At 62.1% G+C, this 16,383-nt stretch carries 17 protein-coding genes; all 17 read right to left on the bottom strand.

Annotation, left to right across the window (positions count from 1 at the left end; all coding sequences use genetic code 11):
* Nucleotides 1-45: 45 nt before the first annotated feature.
* On the bottom strand, nt 46-279 hold the full coding sequence (locus R2E40_RS08860; protein WP_016350409.1) for a zinc ribbon domain-containing protein: 234 nt from the start codon (nt 277-279) through the stop codon (nt 46-48).
* Nucleotides 280-382: 103 nt separating this feature from the next.
* A complete protein-coding gene (der, locus tag R2E40_RS08855) occupies nt 383-1,882 on the bottom strand; it encodes a ribosome biogenesis GTPase Der (RefSeq protein WP_011705649.1) in 1,500 nt (499 codons plus the stop codon).
* Between the two features lie 74 nt (nt 1,883-1,956).
* Nucleotides 1,957-3,141, bottom strand: a complete 1,185-nt coding sequence (bamB, locus tag R2E40_RS08850; RefSeq protein WP_202002358.1) for an outer membrane protein assembly factor BamB — start codon at nt 3,139-3,141, stop codon at nt 1,957-1,959.
* Nucleotides 3,134-3,784: a YfgM family protein gene (locus R2E40_RS08845; RefSeq protein WP_202002356.1), complete on the bottom strand. Its 651-nt coding sequence runs from the start codon at nt 3,782-3,784 to the stop codon at nt 3,134-3,136. The genes bamB and R2E40_RS08845 overlap by 8 nt, the downstream gene beginning before the upstream one ends.
* Nucleotides 3,785-3,787: 3 nt before the next feature.
* Nucleotides 3,788-5,065, bottom strand: a complete 1,278-nt coding sequence (hisS, locus tag R2E40_RS08840) for a histidine--tRNA ligase (RefSeq protein WP_202002353.1) — start codon at nt 5,063-5,065, stop codon at nt 3,788-3,790.
* Nucleotides 5,066-5,203: 138 nt separating this feature from the next.
* Nucleotides 5,204-6,319 carry a flavodoxin-dependent (E)-4-hydroxy-3-methylbut-2-enyl-diphosphate synthase gene (gene ispG / locus R2E40_RS08835; protein ID WP_016350405.1) on the bottom strand — a complete coding sequence of 372 codons (1,116 nt, stop codon included), beginning with the start codon at nt 6,317-6,319 and terminating at the stop codon, nt 5,204-5,206.
* Between the two features lie 10 nt (nt 6,320-6,329).
* Complete coding sequence (rodZ, locus tag R2E40_RS08830; RefSeq protein ID WP_318165252.1) at nt 6,330-7,268, bottom strand: cytoskeleton protein RodZ; 939 nt, start codon at nt 7,266-7,268, stop codon at nt 6,330-6,332.
* Nucleotides 7,258-8,049 carry a PilW family type IVa pilus biogenesis/stability lipoprotein TapF gene (gene tapF, locus R2E40_RS08825; RefSeq protein WP_011705643.1) on the bottom strand — a complete coding sequence of 264 codons (792 nt, stop codon included), beginning with the start codon at nt 8,047-8,049 and terminating at the stop codon, nt 7,258-7,260. The genes rodZ and tapF overlap by 11 nt, the downstream gene beginning before the upstream one ends.
* Nucleotides 8,050-8,061: 12 nt before the next feature.
* On the bottom strand, nt 8,062-9,165 hold the full coding sequence (locus R2E40_RS08820) for a bifunctional tRNA (adenosine(37)-C2)-methyltransferase TrmG/ribosomal RNA large subunit methyltransferase RlmN (RefSeq protein WP_011705642.1): 1,104 nt from the start codon (nt 9,163-9,165) through the stop codon (nt 8,062-8,064).
* 168 nt (nt 9,166-9,333) lie between these two features.
* Nucleotides 9,334-9,762, bottom strand: a complete 429-nt coding sequence (gene ndk / locus R2E40_RS08815; RefSeq protein WP_011705641.1) for a nucleoside-diphosphate kinase — start codon at nt 9,760-9,762, stop codon at nt 9,334-9,336.
* Between the two features lie 268 nt (nt 9,763-10,030).
* Nucleotides 10,031-11,314: an aminopeptidase PepB gene (pepB, locus tag R2E40_RS08810; RefSeq protein WP_011705640.1), complete on the bottom strand. Its 1,284-nt coding sequence runs from the start codon at nt 11,312-11,314 to the stop codon at nt 10,031-10,033.
* Nucleotides 11,311-12,612, bottom strand: coding sequence for an aminopeptidase PepB (pepB, locus tag R2E40_RS08805; protein ID WP_318165251.1), 1,302 nt, complete (start codon nt 12,610-12,612; stop codon nt 11,311-11,313). Before pepB (R2E40_RS08805) ends, pepB (R2E40_RS08810) begins: the two co-directional genes overlap by 4 nt.
* Before the next feature lie 157 nt (nt 12,613-12,769).
* Complete coding sequence (gene fdx, locus R2E40_RS08800; protein WP_005299781.1) at nt 12,770-13,108, bottom strand: ISC system 2Fe-2S type ferredoxin; 339 nt, start codon at nt 13,106-13,108, stop codon at nt 12,770-12,772.
* 1 nt (nt 13,109) lies between these two features.
* A complete protein-coding gene (hscA, locus tag R2E40_RS08795) occupies nt 13,110-14,957 on the bottom strand; it encodes a Fe-S protein assembly chaperone HscA (RefSeq protein WP_318165250.1) in 1,848 nt (615 codons plus the stop codon).
* A gap of 28 nt (nt 14,958-14,985) precedes the next feature.
* On the bottom strand, nt 14,986-15,504 hold the full coding sequence (gene hscB / locus R2E40_RS08790; protein ID WP_016350399.1) for a co-chaperone HscB: 519 nt from the start codon (nt 15,502-15,504) through the stop codon (nt 14,986-14,988).
* Nucleotides 15,505-15,626: 122 nt separating this feature from the next.
* Nucleotides 15,627-15,950, bottom strand: a complete 324-nt coding sequence (gene iscA, locus R2E40_RS08785; RefSeq protein ID WP_219590942.1) for an iron-sulfur cluster assembly protein IscA — start codon at nt 15,948-15,950, stop codon at nt 15,627-15,629.
* 15 nt (nt 15,951-15,965) lie between these two features.
* Nucleotides 15,966-16,349, bottom strand: coding sequence for a Fe-S cluster assembly scaffold IscU (gene iscU / locus R2E40_RS08780; protein ID WP_005299770.1), 384 nt, complete (start codon nt 16,347-16,349; stop codon nt 15,966-15,968).
* Nucleotides 16,350-16,383 lie beyond the last annotated feature (34 nt).

Below are 16,383 nucleotides of genomic sequence, written 5' to 3'. Positions count from 1 at the left end.
AGAACACACAGCATAAACCCGGCAATTGCCGGGTTTTTTATCGCCTCAATTCCCCGCCAGCGGGCTCACCTCAAAGACCACTGCCCGCTTCGATACCAGGCTGTTGCAGTGGTTGCAGAAGTAATCCACCGCACCGCAGGCCTTGAGCCGCTCCAGCTCCTGCCGGCAGGTCGGGCAGAGGGCCCGGATCTGGAAACGGGCCTGGCACTGGCTGCAGGCGGTCTCGCGGCTGCGACTGTCCAGTTCGCCCTGACAGGCAGGGCAGTGAAGGTGGCTCATGGTTGGCTCCTTGCAAAGTGAATGTGCAGTGGGCCCACCCACTGCACATTCCCCTCCCCTTGTCCTAGAAAAAACGGCTGCCGGTGAGGGCAGCCGCTGGGCCTTATTTCTTGGCTTTGGCCTTGAGCAGGCGCTTGCGTTGACGCTCCTGGCTCAGGGTCAGGGTGTTTTTCTTGCCCTCGAACGGGTTGGCCGACTCCTGGAACTCGACCCGGACCGGCGTCCCCATGATCTTCAGCGACTTGCGGAAGTAGTTGATGAGGTAGCGCTTGTAGGAATCCGGCAAGTCGTTGAGCTGGTTGCCGTGGATCACGATGCGCGGCGGGTTGTAGCCACCGGCGTGGGCATATTTGAGCTTGACCCGGCGACCGTTCACCATCGGCGGCTGGTGGTCTTCCTGCGCCATCTGCATGATGCGGGTCAGCATGGCGGTGCTGGTACGGCGGGTGGCGGACTGGTAGGCCTCCTGAATGGATTCGAACAGGTGGCCGACGCCGCTGCCGTGCAGGGCGGAGATGAAGTGCACGCGGGCAAAGTCGATGAAGCCCAGACGACGATCGAGCTCGTTCTTGACGTCCTCTTTCACCTTCTGATCCAGACCGTCCCACTTGTTCACCACCAGTACCACGGAGCGGCCGGTGTTGAGCACGAAACCGAGGATGCTCAAGTCCTGATCGGTGATGGTCTCCTGGGCGTCGATCACCAGCAGGCAGACGTTGGCATCTTCAATCGCCTTGAGGGTCTTAATGACGGAGAACTTCTCCACCGTCTCGTGCACCTTGCCGCGACGACGCACGCCGGCGGTGTCGATGATGACGTACTTCTGCTCGTCACGCTCCATCGGGATGTAGACAGAGTCGCGGGTAGTGCCCGGCATGTCATAGACGATGACCCGATCTTCACCCAGCATGCGGTTGGTCAGGGTGGATTTGCCGACGTTGGGGCGACCGACGATGGCAAACTTGATGGGCAGATCGGCGAACGGCGTCTCCTTGGTGTCTTCCTTGGTGTCGAGTTCACCGGCAGCCACCATGCGCAGCAGGGCTTCTTCGTCGAAGTCCTCTTCTTCCTCATCCTGCGCGGTTTCTTGTGTGGCGGCGTCGACCAGGGTCTCCAGATGGGGGGCCAGCGCCAGCTCCAGCAGGCTCAGTACGCCACGACCGTGGGCGGCCGCCATCTGGTAGACCTCGCCCAGGGCCAGGCCGTAGAACTCGGACACGGCGGAGTCACCGTCGATGCCGTCGGTCTTGTTGGCCACCAGAAACACCTTCTTGTGGGTCTTGCGCAGGTGCTCGGCGATGGCCTGATCCGCCGCGGTCAAACCGGCACGGGCATCCACCATGAACAGCACCACGTCGGCTTCTTCGATGGCCAGCAGGGACTGTTCGGCCATCTTCAGCTCGATCCCCTCTTCGGTGCCATCGATACCGCCGGTATCCACCACGATAAATTCCAGCTCGCCCAACTTCGCCTGGCCGTACTTGCGGTCCCGGGTCAGACCGGGGAAGTCAGCCACCAGGGCATCCCGGGTACGGGTCAGGCGGTTAAACAGGGTGGATTTCCCCACGTTGGGGCGGCCCACCAGGGCTACTACAGGAGTCATAAAAGCCTCATTCTCAAGACGACAAAGGCTCCGGGTCCGAAGACCAGGAGCCGGATATTCAGATTGACGGGCGATCAGAGACGCTTGATAGCGTACAACTTGCCGCCACGGCTCTGCACATACAGGGTGTCACCGTCCACCAGGGGGGCGGCGTACAGACCACTGCTGTCGAGCTGCTGCATGGCCTTGATGGTACCGTCGGTACGATCCAGCCAATACAGGTAACCTTCCACATCGCCAACCACCACATAGTCACCCAGGATGACGGGGGCGGTCACGGTGCGGTTTTCCAGCTGGGTGTTGGACCACAGCTCGAGACCATTGCGACGGTCGACCGCAAACAGGTGGCTGCGGCTGTCGGTCAGCACGATGGCATTGCCGGTCACCGCCATGTCGCGGTAGCCGGAATACTTGCGCTTCCACACCTCGTCACCGGTCATCAGCTTGCGCGCCATCAGCTGGCCATTATAGGCGATGGCATAGAGCTCATCACCGGCGATCAGCGGGGTGGCGTCCACGTCGACCATCCGATCCAGTTCGGTAGCACCGCGCGGGTCGGCGACCTTGGACTGGCGCACCGGCTGACCGTTGCTGAGCAGGGCGATGCCCACCTTGCCATCGGCGCGGCCGTACAGCACGGCGCCGTTGGTGATGATGGGGGCACCGGCGCTGCGCAGGGTCAACGGCGGCTGTTCTTCCGCCAGGGTCCACTGCAGCTTGCCTTCATCGGTATCGAGCGCCACCAGACGGCCCGAGGTGGTCAGCACCACCACCCGGCCATCCTCAACGGCAGGGCTCGCCACCACTTCACCCGGCACCGAGGTCTGCCACAGCACTTCACCGTTCTCCTGGTTCAGGGCGTAGACCACCCCATTCTCGGAACCCAGGAACAGCTTGCCGTAACGGGATACCAGGCCACCGGAGAGGCGGGCGCTGCGCTTGTCGGCGTTGATCGGCAAGTCAGCCAGATCCACGCTCCACAGCTCCTTGCCGCTTTCGCGGTCAAAAGCGGTCACGTCGCCATCGCGAGCGGCGGCATAGATGCGCTCCTCTTCCACCACCGGCTTGAGCTGGGAGTAGAAGTCGCCGATGCCGTCACCCACCGAGGAGGACCAGCTGGTATCGGCCGTGAAGGCGGACTCGACCTTGGGCAGCGGCGCCATCGGGTTGAGATCCTCTTCCGAACTGAACAGGGAGCACCCCTGCAGGGCGAAGGAGACCGCAGCCCCCAACACCACCATCTTGAACAGATTACGCATCCGGAGCCTCACCCGTGGTCACCGCTGGCAACGCCAGATCGTCCATTTTCAGCTTGAGCTCGGCGCTGCCCTGCAGGCCGCCGGCATCGGCCGCCGCCTGATAGGCATCGCGCGCCTCTTCGGCCTTGCCCTGCTTGAGCAGCACGTCGCCGCGTACTTCCGCGACCTGGGCCTTGAAGGCATCGTTGTTGATTTTGCCAAGCTGAGCCAGCGCCTCGTCAGCCTTGCCCTGATCGTTCAGAACCCGGGCCAGACGCAGGGCGGCGATGGGACGGATGCTCTCGTCACCACTGGTGGCCACCTGGGTCAGCTGCTCGACGGCCAGATCCAGCTTGCCAGCCTTGACGGCGGCGGCGGCCAGCTGCAGGGCAGCCAGTTCGGCATAGGAGTCACCCTTGTGGGCGCTGATGAAGCTTTGCGCCTGCTCGAAGCCGGCGGCATCGCCCTTGGCCAGCTGGGCGGCCATCTCGTTGTAAGCCTGGGAGGCGGCCTCCTGGCTGGTCTGCTGATGCTCGTTGTAGTAGCGCCAGCCAAAGAGTCCAACCAGACCGATGACAGTTCCTGCGATCACCGAGGTTCCGTTCTCTTTCCACCAGCTCTTGATGACCTCAACCTGTTGTTCTTCGGTGGTATAAACTTCCACAGCTTACTCTCCTTTGGCTGCCAGCAGGGCAATGGCGGCGTCGACCGTGACGGTCTGTTGCTCGGCCTGGCCACGCAGATATTTGATGGTGATCTCCCCGTTTTGCACCTCGGTCTCGCCAAGGATCAGGGCAATGGCCGCGCCGCTCTTGTCGGCACGCTTGAGTTGTTTCTTGAAGTTGCCGCCGCCGCAGTGGCTCATCAGGCGCAAGTCAGGCAGGGCATCGCGCAGCAGCTCGGCCAGCTGGAAACCGGCCTGTTCAGTGCCCTCGCCCACCATGGCCAGGTAGACATCCACCGCCGGGCAGATATCGCCGTTGAGTTCGAGGGTCTCCAGCATCAGCACCAGTCGCTCCATGCCCATGGCGAAACCCACAGCCGGCGTCGGTTGACCACCCAGCTGCTCCACCAGACCGTCGTAGCGACCACCGGCACAGACGGTGCCCTGAGCCCCCAGACTGTTGGTGACCCACTCGAACACGGTGAGGTTGTAGTAGTCGAGGCCGCGTACCAGCCGCTCGTTCACTTCGTACTGGATGCCGGCGGATTCGAGCAGGCGCTTGAGCCCCTCGAAGTGGGCAAGGCTCTCTTCGCCCAGGTGATCGAACAGACGCGGGGCGCCCACCAGAATGGCTTGAACCTTCTCGTCCTTGGAGTCGAGCACCCGCAGCGGGTTGCTGTACATACGGCGCTGGCTCTCTTCGTCCAGCTGATCCTTGTACTGCTCCAGGTAGGCCACCAGCGCATCGCGGTAGGCGGCGCGCTCGCTGCTCTGACCGAGGGTGTTGAGCTGCAGGGTCACGTGTTCGCTGATACCGAACAGACGCCACAGGCGGTGAGTCAGCATGATGAGCTCGGCATCGATGTCCGGCCCGTTGATGCCGAACAGCTCGACCCCGAACTGGTGGAACTGGCGATAACGGCCCTTCTGAGGACGCTCGTGACGGAACATGGGGCCCATGTACCACATCCGGCGTTCCTGATTGTAAAGCAGACCGTGCTCGATGCCGGCCCGCACGCAGCTGGCGGTGCCTTCCGGGCGCAGGCTGAGGCTGTCGCCGTTGCGGTCTTCAAAGGTGTACATCTCTTTTTCGACCACGTCGGTCACTTCACCGATGGCGCGCTTGAACAGATGGGTCTGCTCGACAATCGGCATGCGCACTTCGCTGTAGCCATAGCTGGCCACGACCTGGCGCAGGATCTGTTCTACTTTCTGCCATACCGGGCTCTGCTCCGGCAGGCAATCATTCATACCGCGAATAGCTTGGATCTGTTTTGCCACGTTGATACTCGAGAAAAAGAGGTAAAATTTGGCCGCATTATAGGGATTTTCGACCCCGAGGTAAAATCAGGGTATTCCAATGCGGGATGTAAAATCAGCAACCTAAAGACAGGGCCACCCTGAGTGGCCCTTGGTTGCTCAACCCTCGTCCACCTGGATCTGGTTGGCCGGATCCAGCATGGCGGCCCGGGCGCGAATGCGGCGCTCCAGGGTCGGGATGAGATCCTTGTTGTCGAGCCGGTCCACCCGCTGACCCCCCTCGTAGAAGGCGCTCTTGTTGGCCGCCCCCGCCAGACCCAGATCCGAGACCAGCGCCTCGCCAGGGCCATTCACCACGCAACCGATGATGGAGACATCCATCGGGGTGATGATGTCTTCCAGCCGCTCTTCCAGGGCGTTGACCGTACCGATGACGTCGAACTCCTGGCGGGAGCAGGAGGGACAGGCGATGAAGTTGATGCCGCGGGAACGGATGCGCAGGGATTTCAGGATGTCGAAACCCACCTTGATCTCTTCCACCGGATCGGCGGCCAGCGAGATGCGCAGGGTGTCGCCGATGCCTTCGCTCAGCAGCATGCCAAGACCGATGGCGGACTTCACCGCGCCGGCGCGAAAACCGCCCGCTTCGGTGATGCCAAGGTGTAGCGGCTGTTCAATCTGCTTGGCCAGCAGGCGATAGGCGCCGACCGCCAGGAAGACGTCGGACGCCTTGACGCTCACCTTGAAGTTGTCGAAGTTCAGACGATCCAGATAGTCCACGTGGCGCATGGCTGACTCGAGCAGCGCCTCCGGGGTCGGCTCGCCGTACTTCTCCTGAATGTCTTTCTCCAGCGAGCCGCCGTTGACACCGATGCGGATCGGGATGTTGTAGTGACGGGCGCAGTCGACCACGGCGCGGACCCGCTCCTCATTGCCGATGTTGCCCGGGTTGATGCGCAGGCAATCGGCACCGTATTCGGCCACTTTCAGGGCGATGCGGTAGTCGAAGTGGATATCGGCGACGATGGGAATGCGGGTCTGCTGCTTGATGAGCTTGAAGGCTTCCGCCGCTTCCATGGTGGGCACCGAGACCCGAACTATGTCGGCGCCAACCCGCTCGATCCGCTGGATCTGCTCGACGGTGGCGGCCACGTCCGTGGTCTTGGTGTTGGTCATGGTCTGCACCGTGATGGGGGCATCGCCCCCAACCGGTACATTACCGACCATGATCTGCCTGGATTTACGACGAATGATGGGAGATTCGTGAGCGGACATGGCGGACAGATTACTCCTGCGGCAGTGAGAGGCGAGCAGTCCGGCCGTTGTTGTAACGGCTCATGTCGATGGACTTGCCCTGATATTCGATATTGACGGCCATGGGCGCACCAATGATGAATTTGAGCGGCTCGGGTCCTTCCAGTACCAGTTCGTCATTGGCCTTCTTGAGGCCGCTGAACAGGGTCTTGCCCTTGGCATCCTTGACATCCAGCCAGCAGTCGGCGGTGAAGCTCATCTTGAGCTGGGGCACCTTGGCCGGCTCGCTCGCGGCGGTGTCGGCAGCCGGTTGCGTGGCAGTGGCGGCAGAGCTCGCAACAGCCGTGGTCGTCACGGCGCTGCTGGCATCGACCGGCAGCGTGGTCGCGGCGGCGCTCACTACGGGATCAGCCGGGGTCGCGGCCGCAGCGGAAGTTGCCGGTGCAACCACAGGGTCAGCCACGTCCACCGCCGGCGGCACGGTGGCGCTCGGGGTGTTGCTGGTTGCGCCCATTTCAGTCGCGGCCAGGGCCTCGTCACCGGCGGAGCGACGCGCCGTGCTCTGCCACCACCAGGCGACGGAGAGTGCGATCAGCACCAGGATCACCAGCCAGGTGACGACCTTGAGGCGGCTGTCGTTGGCCTGCTGACGGGAGCGACGGGAGAAGCTCTGCATGTCGATGTTGTCGGGGGGCGTCAGCCCCAGCTTGTCATAAGCCGCGAGGATGGTCTCTTCCGGGATACCGACCAGCTTGGCATAAGTACGCAGATAGCCGCGAATGAAGGTATGGGACGTATGCTTGTCATACGTATCCGATTCGATCGCGGCAATCAGGGTCAGACGAAGGTGAATGCGAGACGCAACCTGTTCTCGTGTCCAGCCGAGCTGTTCACGGGCGTTGCGCAGCAGCTGGCCTGGGCCAACTGCCTGGGAGTCGTCTTGAAAATCGTGTGGCTGTTCAGTAGTCATTGGCTAAGTAACGCTTGGCTTGTTGCGAAGTGGGATATTGCCTTACCAGCTCAGTCCCGAATTGGTGAAGTAGTGCCGGTTTGTCCATAGCCTGCGCCAGCCGCAATCTCAACCAGAGACTGTTCTCGTTCTCGTCTGACACATCGGCAAAACGGGCGAGATAGGCCTGCACATCAGGCAGCTTGCCATCTTTCATGGAAAGCTCCGCCATGTCCAGCAATAACCTTGGATTGCGGGGATTATACCCCAAGGCCAAGCGATAATACTCGCTTGCTTTATCATTTCTGCGATTTTGCGCGGCGCAAAGTGCCGCGTTTTCATAGGTATCGGCAATCTTGATGTAGTTGGGCTGGCTGACGGCCTGCAGGAAGGCCTTTTCCGCCTCGTCGAAGCGACCACGATTGCAAAGGAAGGCGCCATAGTTGTTCATCGCGTCAGCATTGGACGGATCCATGGCAAGGGCTTTCTTGTAGCTCTCTTCGGCCGCCTTGAAATCCTCCACCTGCTGGTAGAAGTAGGCAAAACCGACGTAAACCTGAGGGTTGGCAGGGTCATACTGCAGCGCGCGGTCAAGGTTGAACTTGGCCTGCTCGGCGTTGCCCTGTTGCAGATATTGAATACCCAAATCCAGACGGGTCTGGGCTGCCGCCTTGAGATCGGGACCCACTTCACGCTGGGTGGAATTCTGGCCAGCGTAAGTGGTCTCGGTAACACAGCCTGGCAGCGCGCAGAGCGCTGCCACTACGATCAATGTTCGTGTATCCATTCCCTGACTATACAATGGCTTAGCAAGTTAAACCATTTTGACGGAAATCCCATCCTGTTGCATCCGATTTTTCATGGTGCGCTTGGTGCGATCGATCACCTCCCCCACCAGCTGGCCGCAGGCCGCATCGATGTCGTCGCCACGGGTCTTGCGGACAATGACGGTGAAGCCGTATTCCATCAATACCTTGGAAAAACGGTCGATACGGCTGTTGCTCGGCTTGCCGTAGGGGTTGCCCGGGAAGGGGTTGAACGGGATCAGGTTGATCTTGCTCGGGGTATCCTTGAGCACCTTGGCCAGCTCGTGGGCATGCTGCATGTCGTCATTGATATGATCGAGCAGCACATATTCCACCGTCACCCGGCCGCCGTTGGCGTTGGACTTGCCGAGGTAGCGACGGACACCGGCGAGGAACTCCTCGATGTTGTACTTGTCGTTGATCGGCATGATCTCGGAGCGCAGCTTGTCGTTGGGTGCGTGCAGGGAGATGGCCAGAGCCACGTCAATCTGGTCGCCCAGCATGTCCAGCGCCGGCACCACGCCGGAGGTAGAGATGGTCACCCGGCGCTTGGAGATGCCGTAGCCGAAGTCGTCCATCATCAACCGCATGGCCGGTACCACGTTGGCGAGGTTGAGCAGCGGCTCGCCCATCCCCATCATCACCACGTTGGTGATGGGACGCTTGCCGCCGACGATCTTGGCGGCGCGCCATACCTGGCCGATGATCTCGGAAACTTTCAGGTTGCGGTTGAAGCCTTGCTGGGCGGTAGAGCAGAACTTGCACTCCAGGGCGCAGCCGACCTGGGAGGAGACGCACAGGGTCGCCCGATCCTCTTCCGGAATGTAGACGGTCTCCACCTCCTGGCCGCCGACCTGCAGCGCCCACTTGATGGTGCCGTCGGAGGAGCGCTGTTCACGGCTCACTTCCGGCGCCCGGATCTCGGCAATCGCCTTGAGGCGCTCGCGCAGCACCTTGTTGACGTTGTTCATCTGATCGAAATCATCACAACCAAAGTGATAGATCCACTTCATCACCTGATCTGCCCGAAACGGCTTCTCGCCCAGTTCGACGAAGAAGGCGCGCATGGCATCCCGATCAAGATCCAGCAGGTTGGTTTTTGTTTCGCTCATCAAGGGCCTCAGCTCACACACTTCATAAATTATCGGCTGACCTACGTCAGGGGGCGGCATTGTACAAATTATGGGTCCGGCTTTCCACCTGGAGAATAAGTGGATATTGACCGAATGACCAAAAAACAAAAGGGAGCCGAGGCTCCCTTGAGGTTCTTCCAACAGAAATCAGCCGCGCGGGCAGATCTCGGCGTCGGAGAAGAAGTAGGCGATTTCACGGGCAGCGGAGGCCGGTGCATCGGAGCCGTGCACGGCGTTGCGGTCGATGCTCTCGGCGAAGCAGGCGCGCAGAGTGCCGGCCAGGGCCTCTTTCGGGTTGGTCGCGCCCATGATTTCACGGTGGCGACGGATGGCCTCTTCGCCTTCCAGCACCTGGATCATGACGGGGCCGGAGGTCATGAAGCTGACCAGGCCGTCATAGAACGGCTTGCCCTGATGCTCGGCATAGAAACCGGCGGCTTGCTCGCTGCTCATGTGCAGCATCTTGGCGGCGATGACTTTCAGGCCAGCGCTCTCGAAACGGTTGTAGATGGCACCGATCAGATTCTTGCTGACGGCATCCGGCTTGATGATGGAGAAGGTACGTTCGATGGCCATTGAGATCTTTCCTTAACTACAGAGATTTATTGTTAGAATCCATGTTCGGCGGCGATTATACGTAAACAAAAAGCGAAATAACACACAGAAAAGCAACTTTTTATTAAACAAATTCTTCCCTAAAACAACATCACCACTCATCTTGGCCCAGGCTGGCAGGAAAAAATGTGCGCTTGTGCACGATAGTCATGTTAACCCCCTGAAACCCAGGCTATTGCTCACCCTCCCCTGTCGAAAGGGCACCCGCAGGTGCCCTTGTCATTGCCGGTCAGCGGACCTCCGCCAGCAGGGTGTGGGCGATGGTGCGCATCCCCAGGGTGTTGGCCCCCGGTGCCCACAGGTTGTCTCCGTTCTCGCTGAAACAGGCGGCGAGATCGACGTGCAGCCAGCCCTGCCCCTCATTGGCGACGAAGCGGGAGAGGAAGCCCGCCGCGTTGGAGGCACCACCCGGACCGCCGCCCGGCACGGGCCGGCTGTTGGCGGTGTCGGCATAGTGGGACGGGCACTGCTGGCGATGCCAGGGTTCCAGCGGCAGTGGCCAGGCGGGTTCCTGCTCGGCATCCGCATAACCCATGGCACGGCTCACCAGCCCCTTGTCCAGCCCGAACAGGGCGTTGTAACGTCCCCCCAGCGCCATCACCGCCGCCCCGGTGAGGGTCGCAGCGTCGATGACCAGCGGGGCGCCGGAATCCCCGGCCAGCTGCAGGCCATCGGCCAGCACCAGTCGCCCCTCGGCGTCGGTGTTGACGATCTCCACCGTGGTGCCGTTCTTGTAGGTGAGGATGTCACCCAGCTTGTAAGCATGACCCGAGACCAGGTTCTCGGCGCAGCAGAGGATGAGCTTCACCCGCTTGTCGAGGCCACGCAGGATGGCCAGCGCCAGGGCGCCGGTGACGATGGCGGCACCGCCCATGTCGTGCTTCATGGTCAGCATGCCCTGAGAGGTCTTCATGGAGTAGCCGCCAGAGTCGAAGGTTATGCCCTTGCCCACCAGCGCTGCCGCCACCGGGGCTTTGGGATCCTTGCTCGGGTTGAAGTCCAGCTCCAGCAGCACGGGCTCGCGCTCGCTGCCACGGCCGACCTGGTAGAGACCGACCCAGCCCGCCTGCTGCAAGGCTTCGCCCTTGAGGATGCGATGACTGATCCGGTCCGGCGCCAGCTCGGTGATGAAGGCGGCGGCTTCAACCGCCAGCTCCAGCGGCCCCAGCTGTTCCGGCGTGGCATTCGTCATCTCCCGCACCCAGCGCCCGCACAGCCAGCGTGCCTCCAGCTCCTCCCGATCCTCCTCGGACGAGGTAGCCCACTGCAGCTCGACCTCCACCTTGGGGGTCTGCAGCCCTTGGGCAAAGGCCCACTGCTGCTCGCGCTCCCAGTGACCGGCCAGCACCACCTGTTGGATCCCCTGACTGCACAGACGCCGTGCCGCCTGCTGGATATCCAGCAAGGGGCTGGCGGTCACCAGATGGATCACCATGCCGTCGGCGCGGTGGGAGAGCAGCGCCCCTTCACCCCACTCGGGAGCGGCAAATTCTCGGCTCAACCAGATGTTCATGCACTCACCTCCTGCAGCCAGCGAGCAATCGTGCGCAGGCCGTGGCCCTTGGCACCGGTCGCCCACAGATCATTGCCCGATTTTTGATAGGAGGCGGCCAGGTCCAGGTGCACCCAGCCCTTGCCTTCGTCACGCACGAAGCGCGACAGAAAGGCCGCCGCGGTGGTGGCACCGGCGGTGCCTTCGGCGGACGCCACATTGCCCAGCTCGGCAAAGGCGGAGGTGAGCTGGCCCGCATGCCAGGGCTCCAGCGGCAGCGCCCAGGCCTGCTCGTTTTCGGCTCTGGCGGCAGCCAGCGCACGTGCCTGCTCCGCCTCATCGAGGGCAAACACGGCGTTGTAGTCGCGACCCAGCGCGGTCTTGGCTGCGCCGGTCAGGGTAGCGGCGTCGAGGATATAGGCAGCCCCGCTTTCGCTCGCGGCCAGCAGGCCGTCAGCCAGCACCAGGCGACCTTCCGCATCGGTGTTCTGGATCTCGACCGAGATGCCGTTGCGATAGGTGAGGATGTCGCCGAGCTTGAAGGCATGGCCGGAGACCAGGTTCTCGGCGCAGCAGAGGATGAGTTTCACCCGCTTGTTCAGGCCGCGGCTGATGGCCAGCGCCAGCGCGCCGGTCACCATGGCGGCGCCGCCCATGTCGGACTTCATCGGCAGCATGTTGTCGGAGGACTTCATGGAGTAGCCGCCGGAATCGAAAGTGATCCCCTTGCCCACCAGCGCCGCCAGCACGGGGGCATTGGCATCCCCGGTCGGGTTGTAGTCGAGCTCCAGCAGCACCGGCTCGCGCTCGCTGCCGCGGCCCACCGACCAGATCCCGATGTGACCGGCCTCCTGCAACGCCTCCCCGGCGGTAATGCGGGCGGTCACCTTGTCACCGGCGAGACTGCGGATGAGCAGCAGGGCGGATTCCGCCAGGCTCATGGGGTAGATCTCCTGCGGGCAGCCGTTGGTCACCTCGCGCACCCAGCGGGTCGCTTTGAGCAAGGCAGCCAGCTCGGCAGCCTCCTGGTCGCTCTGCTCGCCGAAATCGAGCTCGCGAACCCCCTTGGCGGCATAGAAGCCCTGGGCAAAGGCGTAGCGACGCTCCCCGTTCCAGCCCTCACCCACCAGCTTGACGCGCTTGATGCCGCTCGACTCGAGGCGTCTGGCAGCGCGCTGGATGGCGCGCAGCGCCTCCTTCTCCTGGCCGCTGCCCAGATGGAGATGGGCTTCGTCGCCGTTGAAACTGAGCAGGGCACCCTCGCCCCAGTGGGCGGCGGCAGCCTGGGAAGACAACCGTACGTTCATCATGTCAGCCATGTTCTCTTGCTTCCTTTTTATTGGCACTTTCATCAACGAATAGGGAAATCACGGGCACAAAAAAGGCCGCTCCCTCAAGGGTCACGGCCTTCACCATATCATTACTGCACCACGAGATGCTGCACGTGCAATTCACTCATGTGTAATTAAGGGGTCATCAGTGGCGCTCAGACGCCAGATTCAGGGTGTACTTGGGCAGTTCCACCACCAGATCCTCGTCCGCCAGTCTGGCCTGGCAGCTGAGACGGGATTCCGGCTCCAGCCCCCACGCCTTGTCCAGCATGTCGTCTTCCAGCTCGTCGCTCGGCTCGAGGGAGTCGAAGCCTTCCCGCACCACGCAGTGGCAGGTGGTGCAGGCGCAAGACTTCTCGCAGGCGTGCTCGATCTCGATGCCGTTGCGCAGCGCGATGTCCAGAATGGTTTCACCGGTCGCACCTTCGAGGGCCGCGCCGTCCGGACAGAGCTCGGGATGGGGCAGAATAATCAGTTTTGGCATATTACACCTTGTTGACGTTTTGTCCGGTCAGCACCTTGCGGATAGAGGCATCCATCCGGCGGGCTGCAAATTCGCCACTGGCAGCGTCCGCCGCCTCGATGGCCTCTTTGATCTGGTTGGTGGTGCCCGTGCTGCGCATGGTCAGCAGATGGGCGATGGCGGCATCCAGCTCGGCCCGCTCGGAGGGGCTCAATAAAGCCTCGCCATCGGCGGCCAGGGCGGCGTTGAGGCTCTCGACCACCCGGTCGGCCTCGACCTGCTGCTCCGCCAGCATGCGAGCGTCCATGTCCTGCTGGGCATTGGCGATGGAGGCACTCAGCATGTTGAGGATGTCATCCTCACCCAGTCCATAGGAGGGCTTGACCTGGATCTCGGCCTGCACGCCGGAGGATTTTTCCATGGCGCTGACCGACAGCAGACCGTCCGCATCCACCTGGAAGGTGACGCGAATGTGGGCCGCCCCCGCCGCCATGGGCGGAATGCCGGTCAGGGTGAAGCGGGCCAAGGATCGGCAATCGGCCACCAGCTCGCGCTCGCCCTGCACCACGTGGATCGCCATCGCGGTCTGGCCATCCTTGAAGGTGGTGAACTCCTGGGCGCGGGCCACCGGAATGGTGGTATTGCGCGGGATCACCTTCTCGGCGAGGCCGCCCATGGTCTCAAGACCCAGGGAGAGCGGGATGACGTCCAGCAGCAGCATCTCGGCGTCAGGCTTGTTGCCCACCAGGATGTCGGCCTGGATGGCGGCACCGATGGCCACCACCTTGTCCGGATCGATGCTGGTCAAGGGCGGACGCTGGAAGAACTCGCCCACCAGCTCGCGCACCAGCGGCACCCGAGTCGAACCGCCGACCATCACCACTTCCAGCACCTCCTCCTGCTCGAGCCCCGCATCGCGCAGGGCGCGGCGGCAGGCCAGCAAGGTGCGCTTGACCAGCGGCTGGATCAGCTCGTCAAACTGGTTGCGGGTGACAGAGCCCTGCCAGCCGGCAAAGGTGCAGGGAACGGCGTCGGCGTCGGTCAGACCATGCTTGACGGCGGCAGCCACATCCAGCAGCTCGCGCTGCAGACGGGCATCCAGCTCGCCAGTCAAACCGGCTTGTTCTTTCAACCAGTCTGCCAGCAGGTGATCGAAGTCATCACCGCCCAGGGCCGAATCGCCGCCGGTGGCCATCACTTCAAACACCCCGCGATGCAGGCGCAGGATGGAGATATCGAAGGTACCGCCACCCAGGTCGTAGACGGCGATCACCCCTTCCTGGCCGGAATCGAGGCCATAGGCGATGGCGGCGGCGGTCGGTTCGTTGAGCAGGCGCAGCACGTGCAGGCCGGCCAGGCGGGCTGCATCCTTGGTGCCCTGGCGCTGGGCGTCATCGAAATAAGCGGGCACTGTGATGACCACGCCATCGAGATCACCACCGAGGGCGGCAGCGCCACGCTCGGCCAGTTTCTTGAGGATCTCGGCCGAGACCTGAACCGGGTTGACCAGCCCCTGACGGGTCTGCAGTTGCGGCATGCCGTTGTCGGCCGCCACGAATTGATAGGGTTGCTGGCGGGTATCGATGTCGGCCAGCGCCTTGCCCATCATCCGCTTGGCGGAAACGATGGTGTTGTGCGGGTCGAGGGCGGCCTCGCGCTTGGCATCGACGCCGACCCGGATGGTGTCAGCCTGGTAATGCACGACGGAGGGCAGCAGATCACGCCCCTGCTCGTCGCAGAGGGTATCGGCCTGACCGCTGCGCACGGCGGCGACCAGCGAGTTGGTGGTGCCAAGATCGATGCCAACGGCACGTTTGTGCTGATGAGGTGCGGCGCTCTGGCCGGGCTCGGCGATTTGCAGTAATGCCATGGGTAATCAAACTTCCAGCGTTAAAGGATCAAGACTCGAACAGCGAGTCTTCGAATCGTTCCAGCTCCTCGAGGAGCTTGTCGACAAACTTGAGTTTGCGAACACAATCAGCCGCTCGCGGATCCTCGCCGGTGGCGAGAGCCTGGGTCAGCTGCTGCATCAACAACTGGTGATCATGCCTGATCTCCTGGCGAAAATCCTTGATGGCACGCTCAGGGTCAGTCTCCCCTTTCAGGTCGGCCAGCCGCTCGCGCCACTCCAGTTGCTGCATCAGAAACGCGGTATCTTGCAACGTCTGTTGCTCGCCACGAAGTTCGGTGCCACGCAGGGAGAGCAGGTACTCGGCTCGGCGCAGGGGCGCCTTGAGGGTAGTGAAGGCATCGTTGATCTGGGCGGCACGTTGCACCGCAGCCAGCTGCTCCCGCTCGGGGGCGGTGGCAAAACGATCGGGATGAAACTGGGTTTGCAACTGGCGGTAGGTCTCTGCCAGCTGACGGGTATCGAGCTCGAAGCCTTCAACCAGCCCAAACAGCTCGAAATAATTCATGCAGACCTCTTAGACACTGATGCTGCCCCCATGCCGCTCGCGCTCAGGTGGGCGAAGCGGCATGGTTGAACCGGCCGTGGCCGACCAGTTCAACGGACAAGCGATCATGTGTTGCACACATCTCAGACACTGAAGCTTTCGCCGCAACCACACTCGCCCTTGGCGTTGGGGTTGTTGAACTGGAAGCCCTCGTTGAGGCCCTCCTTGACGAAATCCAGTTCGGTGCCATCCAGGTGGATCAGACTCTTGGCATCGACGATGATCCTGACCCCGTCCTGCTCGAATACCTGATCTTCATCTGCCAGCTCATCGACGAACTCGAGCACATAAGCAAGACCCGAGCAGCCGGTGGTCTTGACGCCGAGGCGCAGGCCGATGCCCTTGCCCCGGTTGGTCAGAAACGAGGAAACCCGTGCCGCTGCGGCATCTGTCATGGTAATGGCCATACTGCGCTCCTGACCTTAGAGACCTTTCTTCTGCTTGTAATCGGCGATGGCGGCCTTGATGGCATCCTCGGCCAGAATGGAGCAGTGGATCTTCACCGGTGGCAGCGCCAGCTCTTCGGCGATGTCGGTGTTCTTGATACCGGCCGCTTCATCCAGGGTCTTGCCCTTGACCCACTCGGTCACCAGGGAGCTGGAGGCGATGGCGGAACCACAACCGTAGGTCTTGAACTTGGCATCTTCGATGATGCCGTCGTCGCTGATCTTCAGTTGCAGCTTCATCACGTCACCACAGGCCGGTGCACCGACCATGCCGGTAGCGATGCTGGGATCGTTCTTGTCGAAGCCACCTACGTTACGGGGGTTCTCGTAGTGGTCGATTACTTTTTCACTGTAAGCCATATCTAACTCCTGCTAATTCCGTTGAACACCGATC

Source organism: Aeromonas sp. CD, from assembly GCF_033349375.1.
In the GTDB taxonomy this organism is placed as follows: Bacteria; Pseudomonadota; Gammaproteobacteria; order Enterobacterales; family Aeromonadaceae; genus Aeromonas; species Aeromonas hydrophila.
This window is presented reverse-complemented; position numbering and strand designations above follow the sequence as displayed.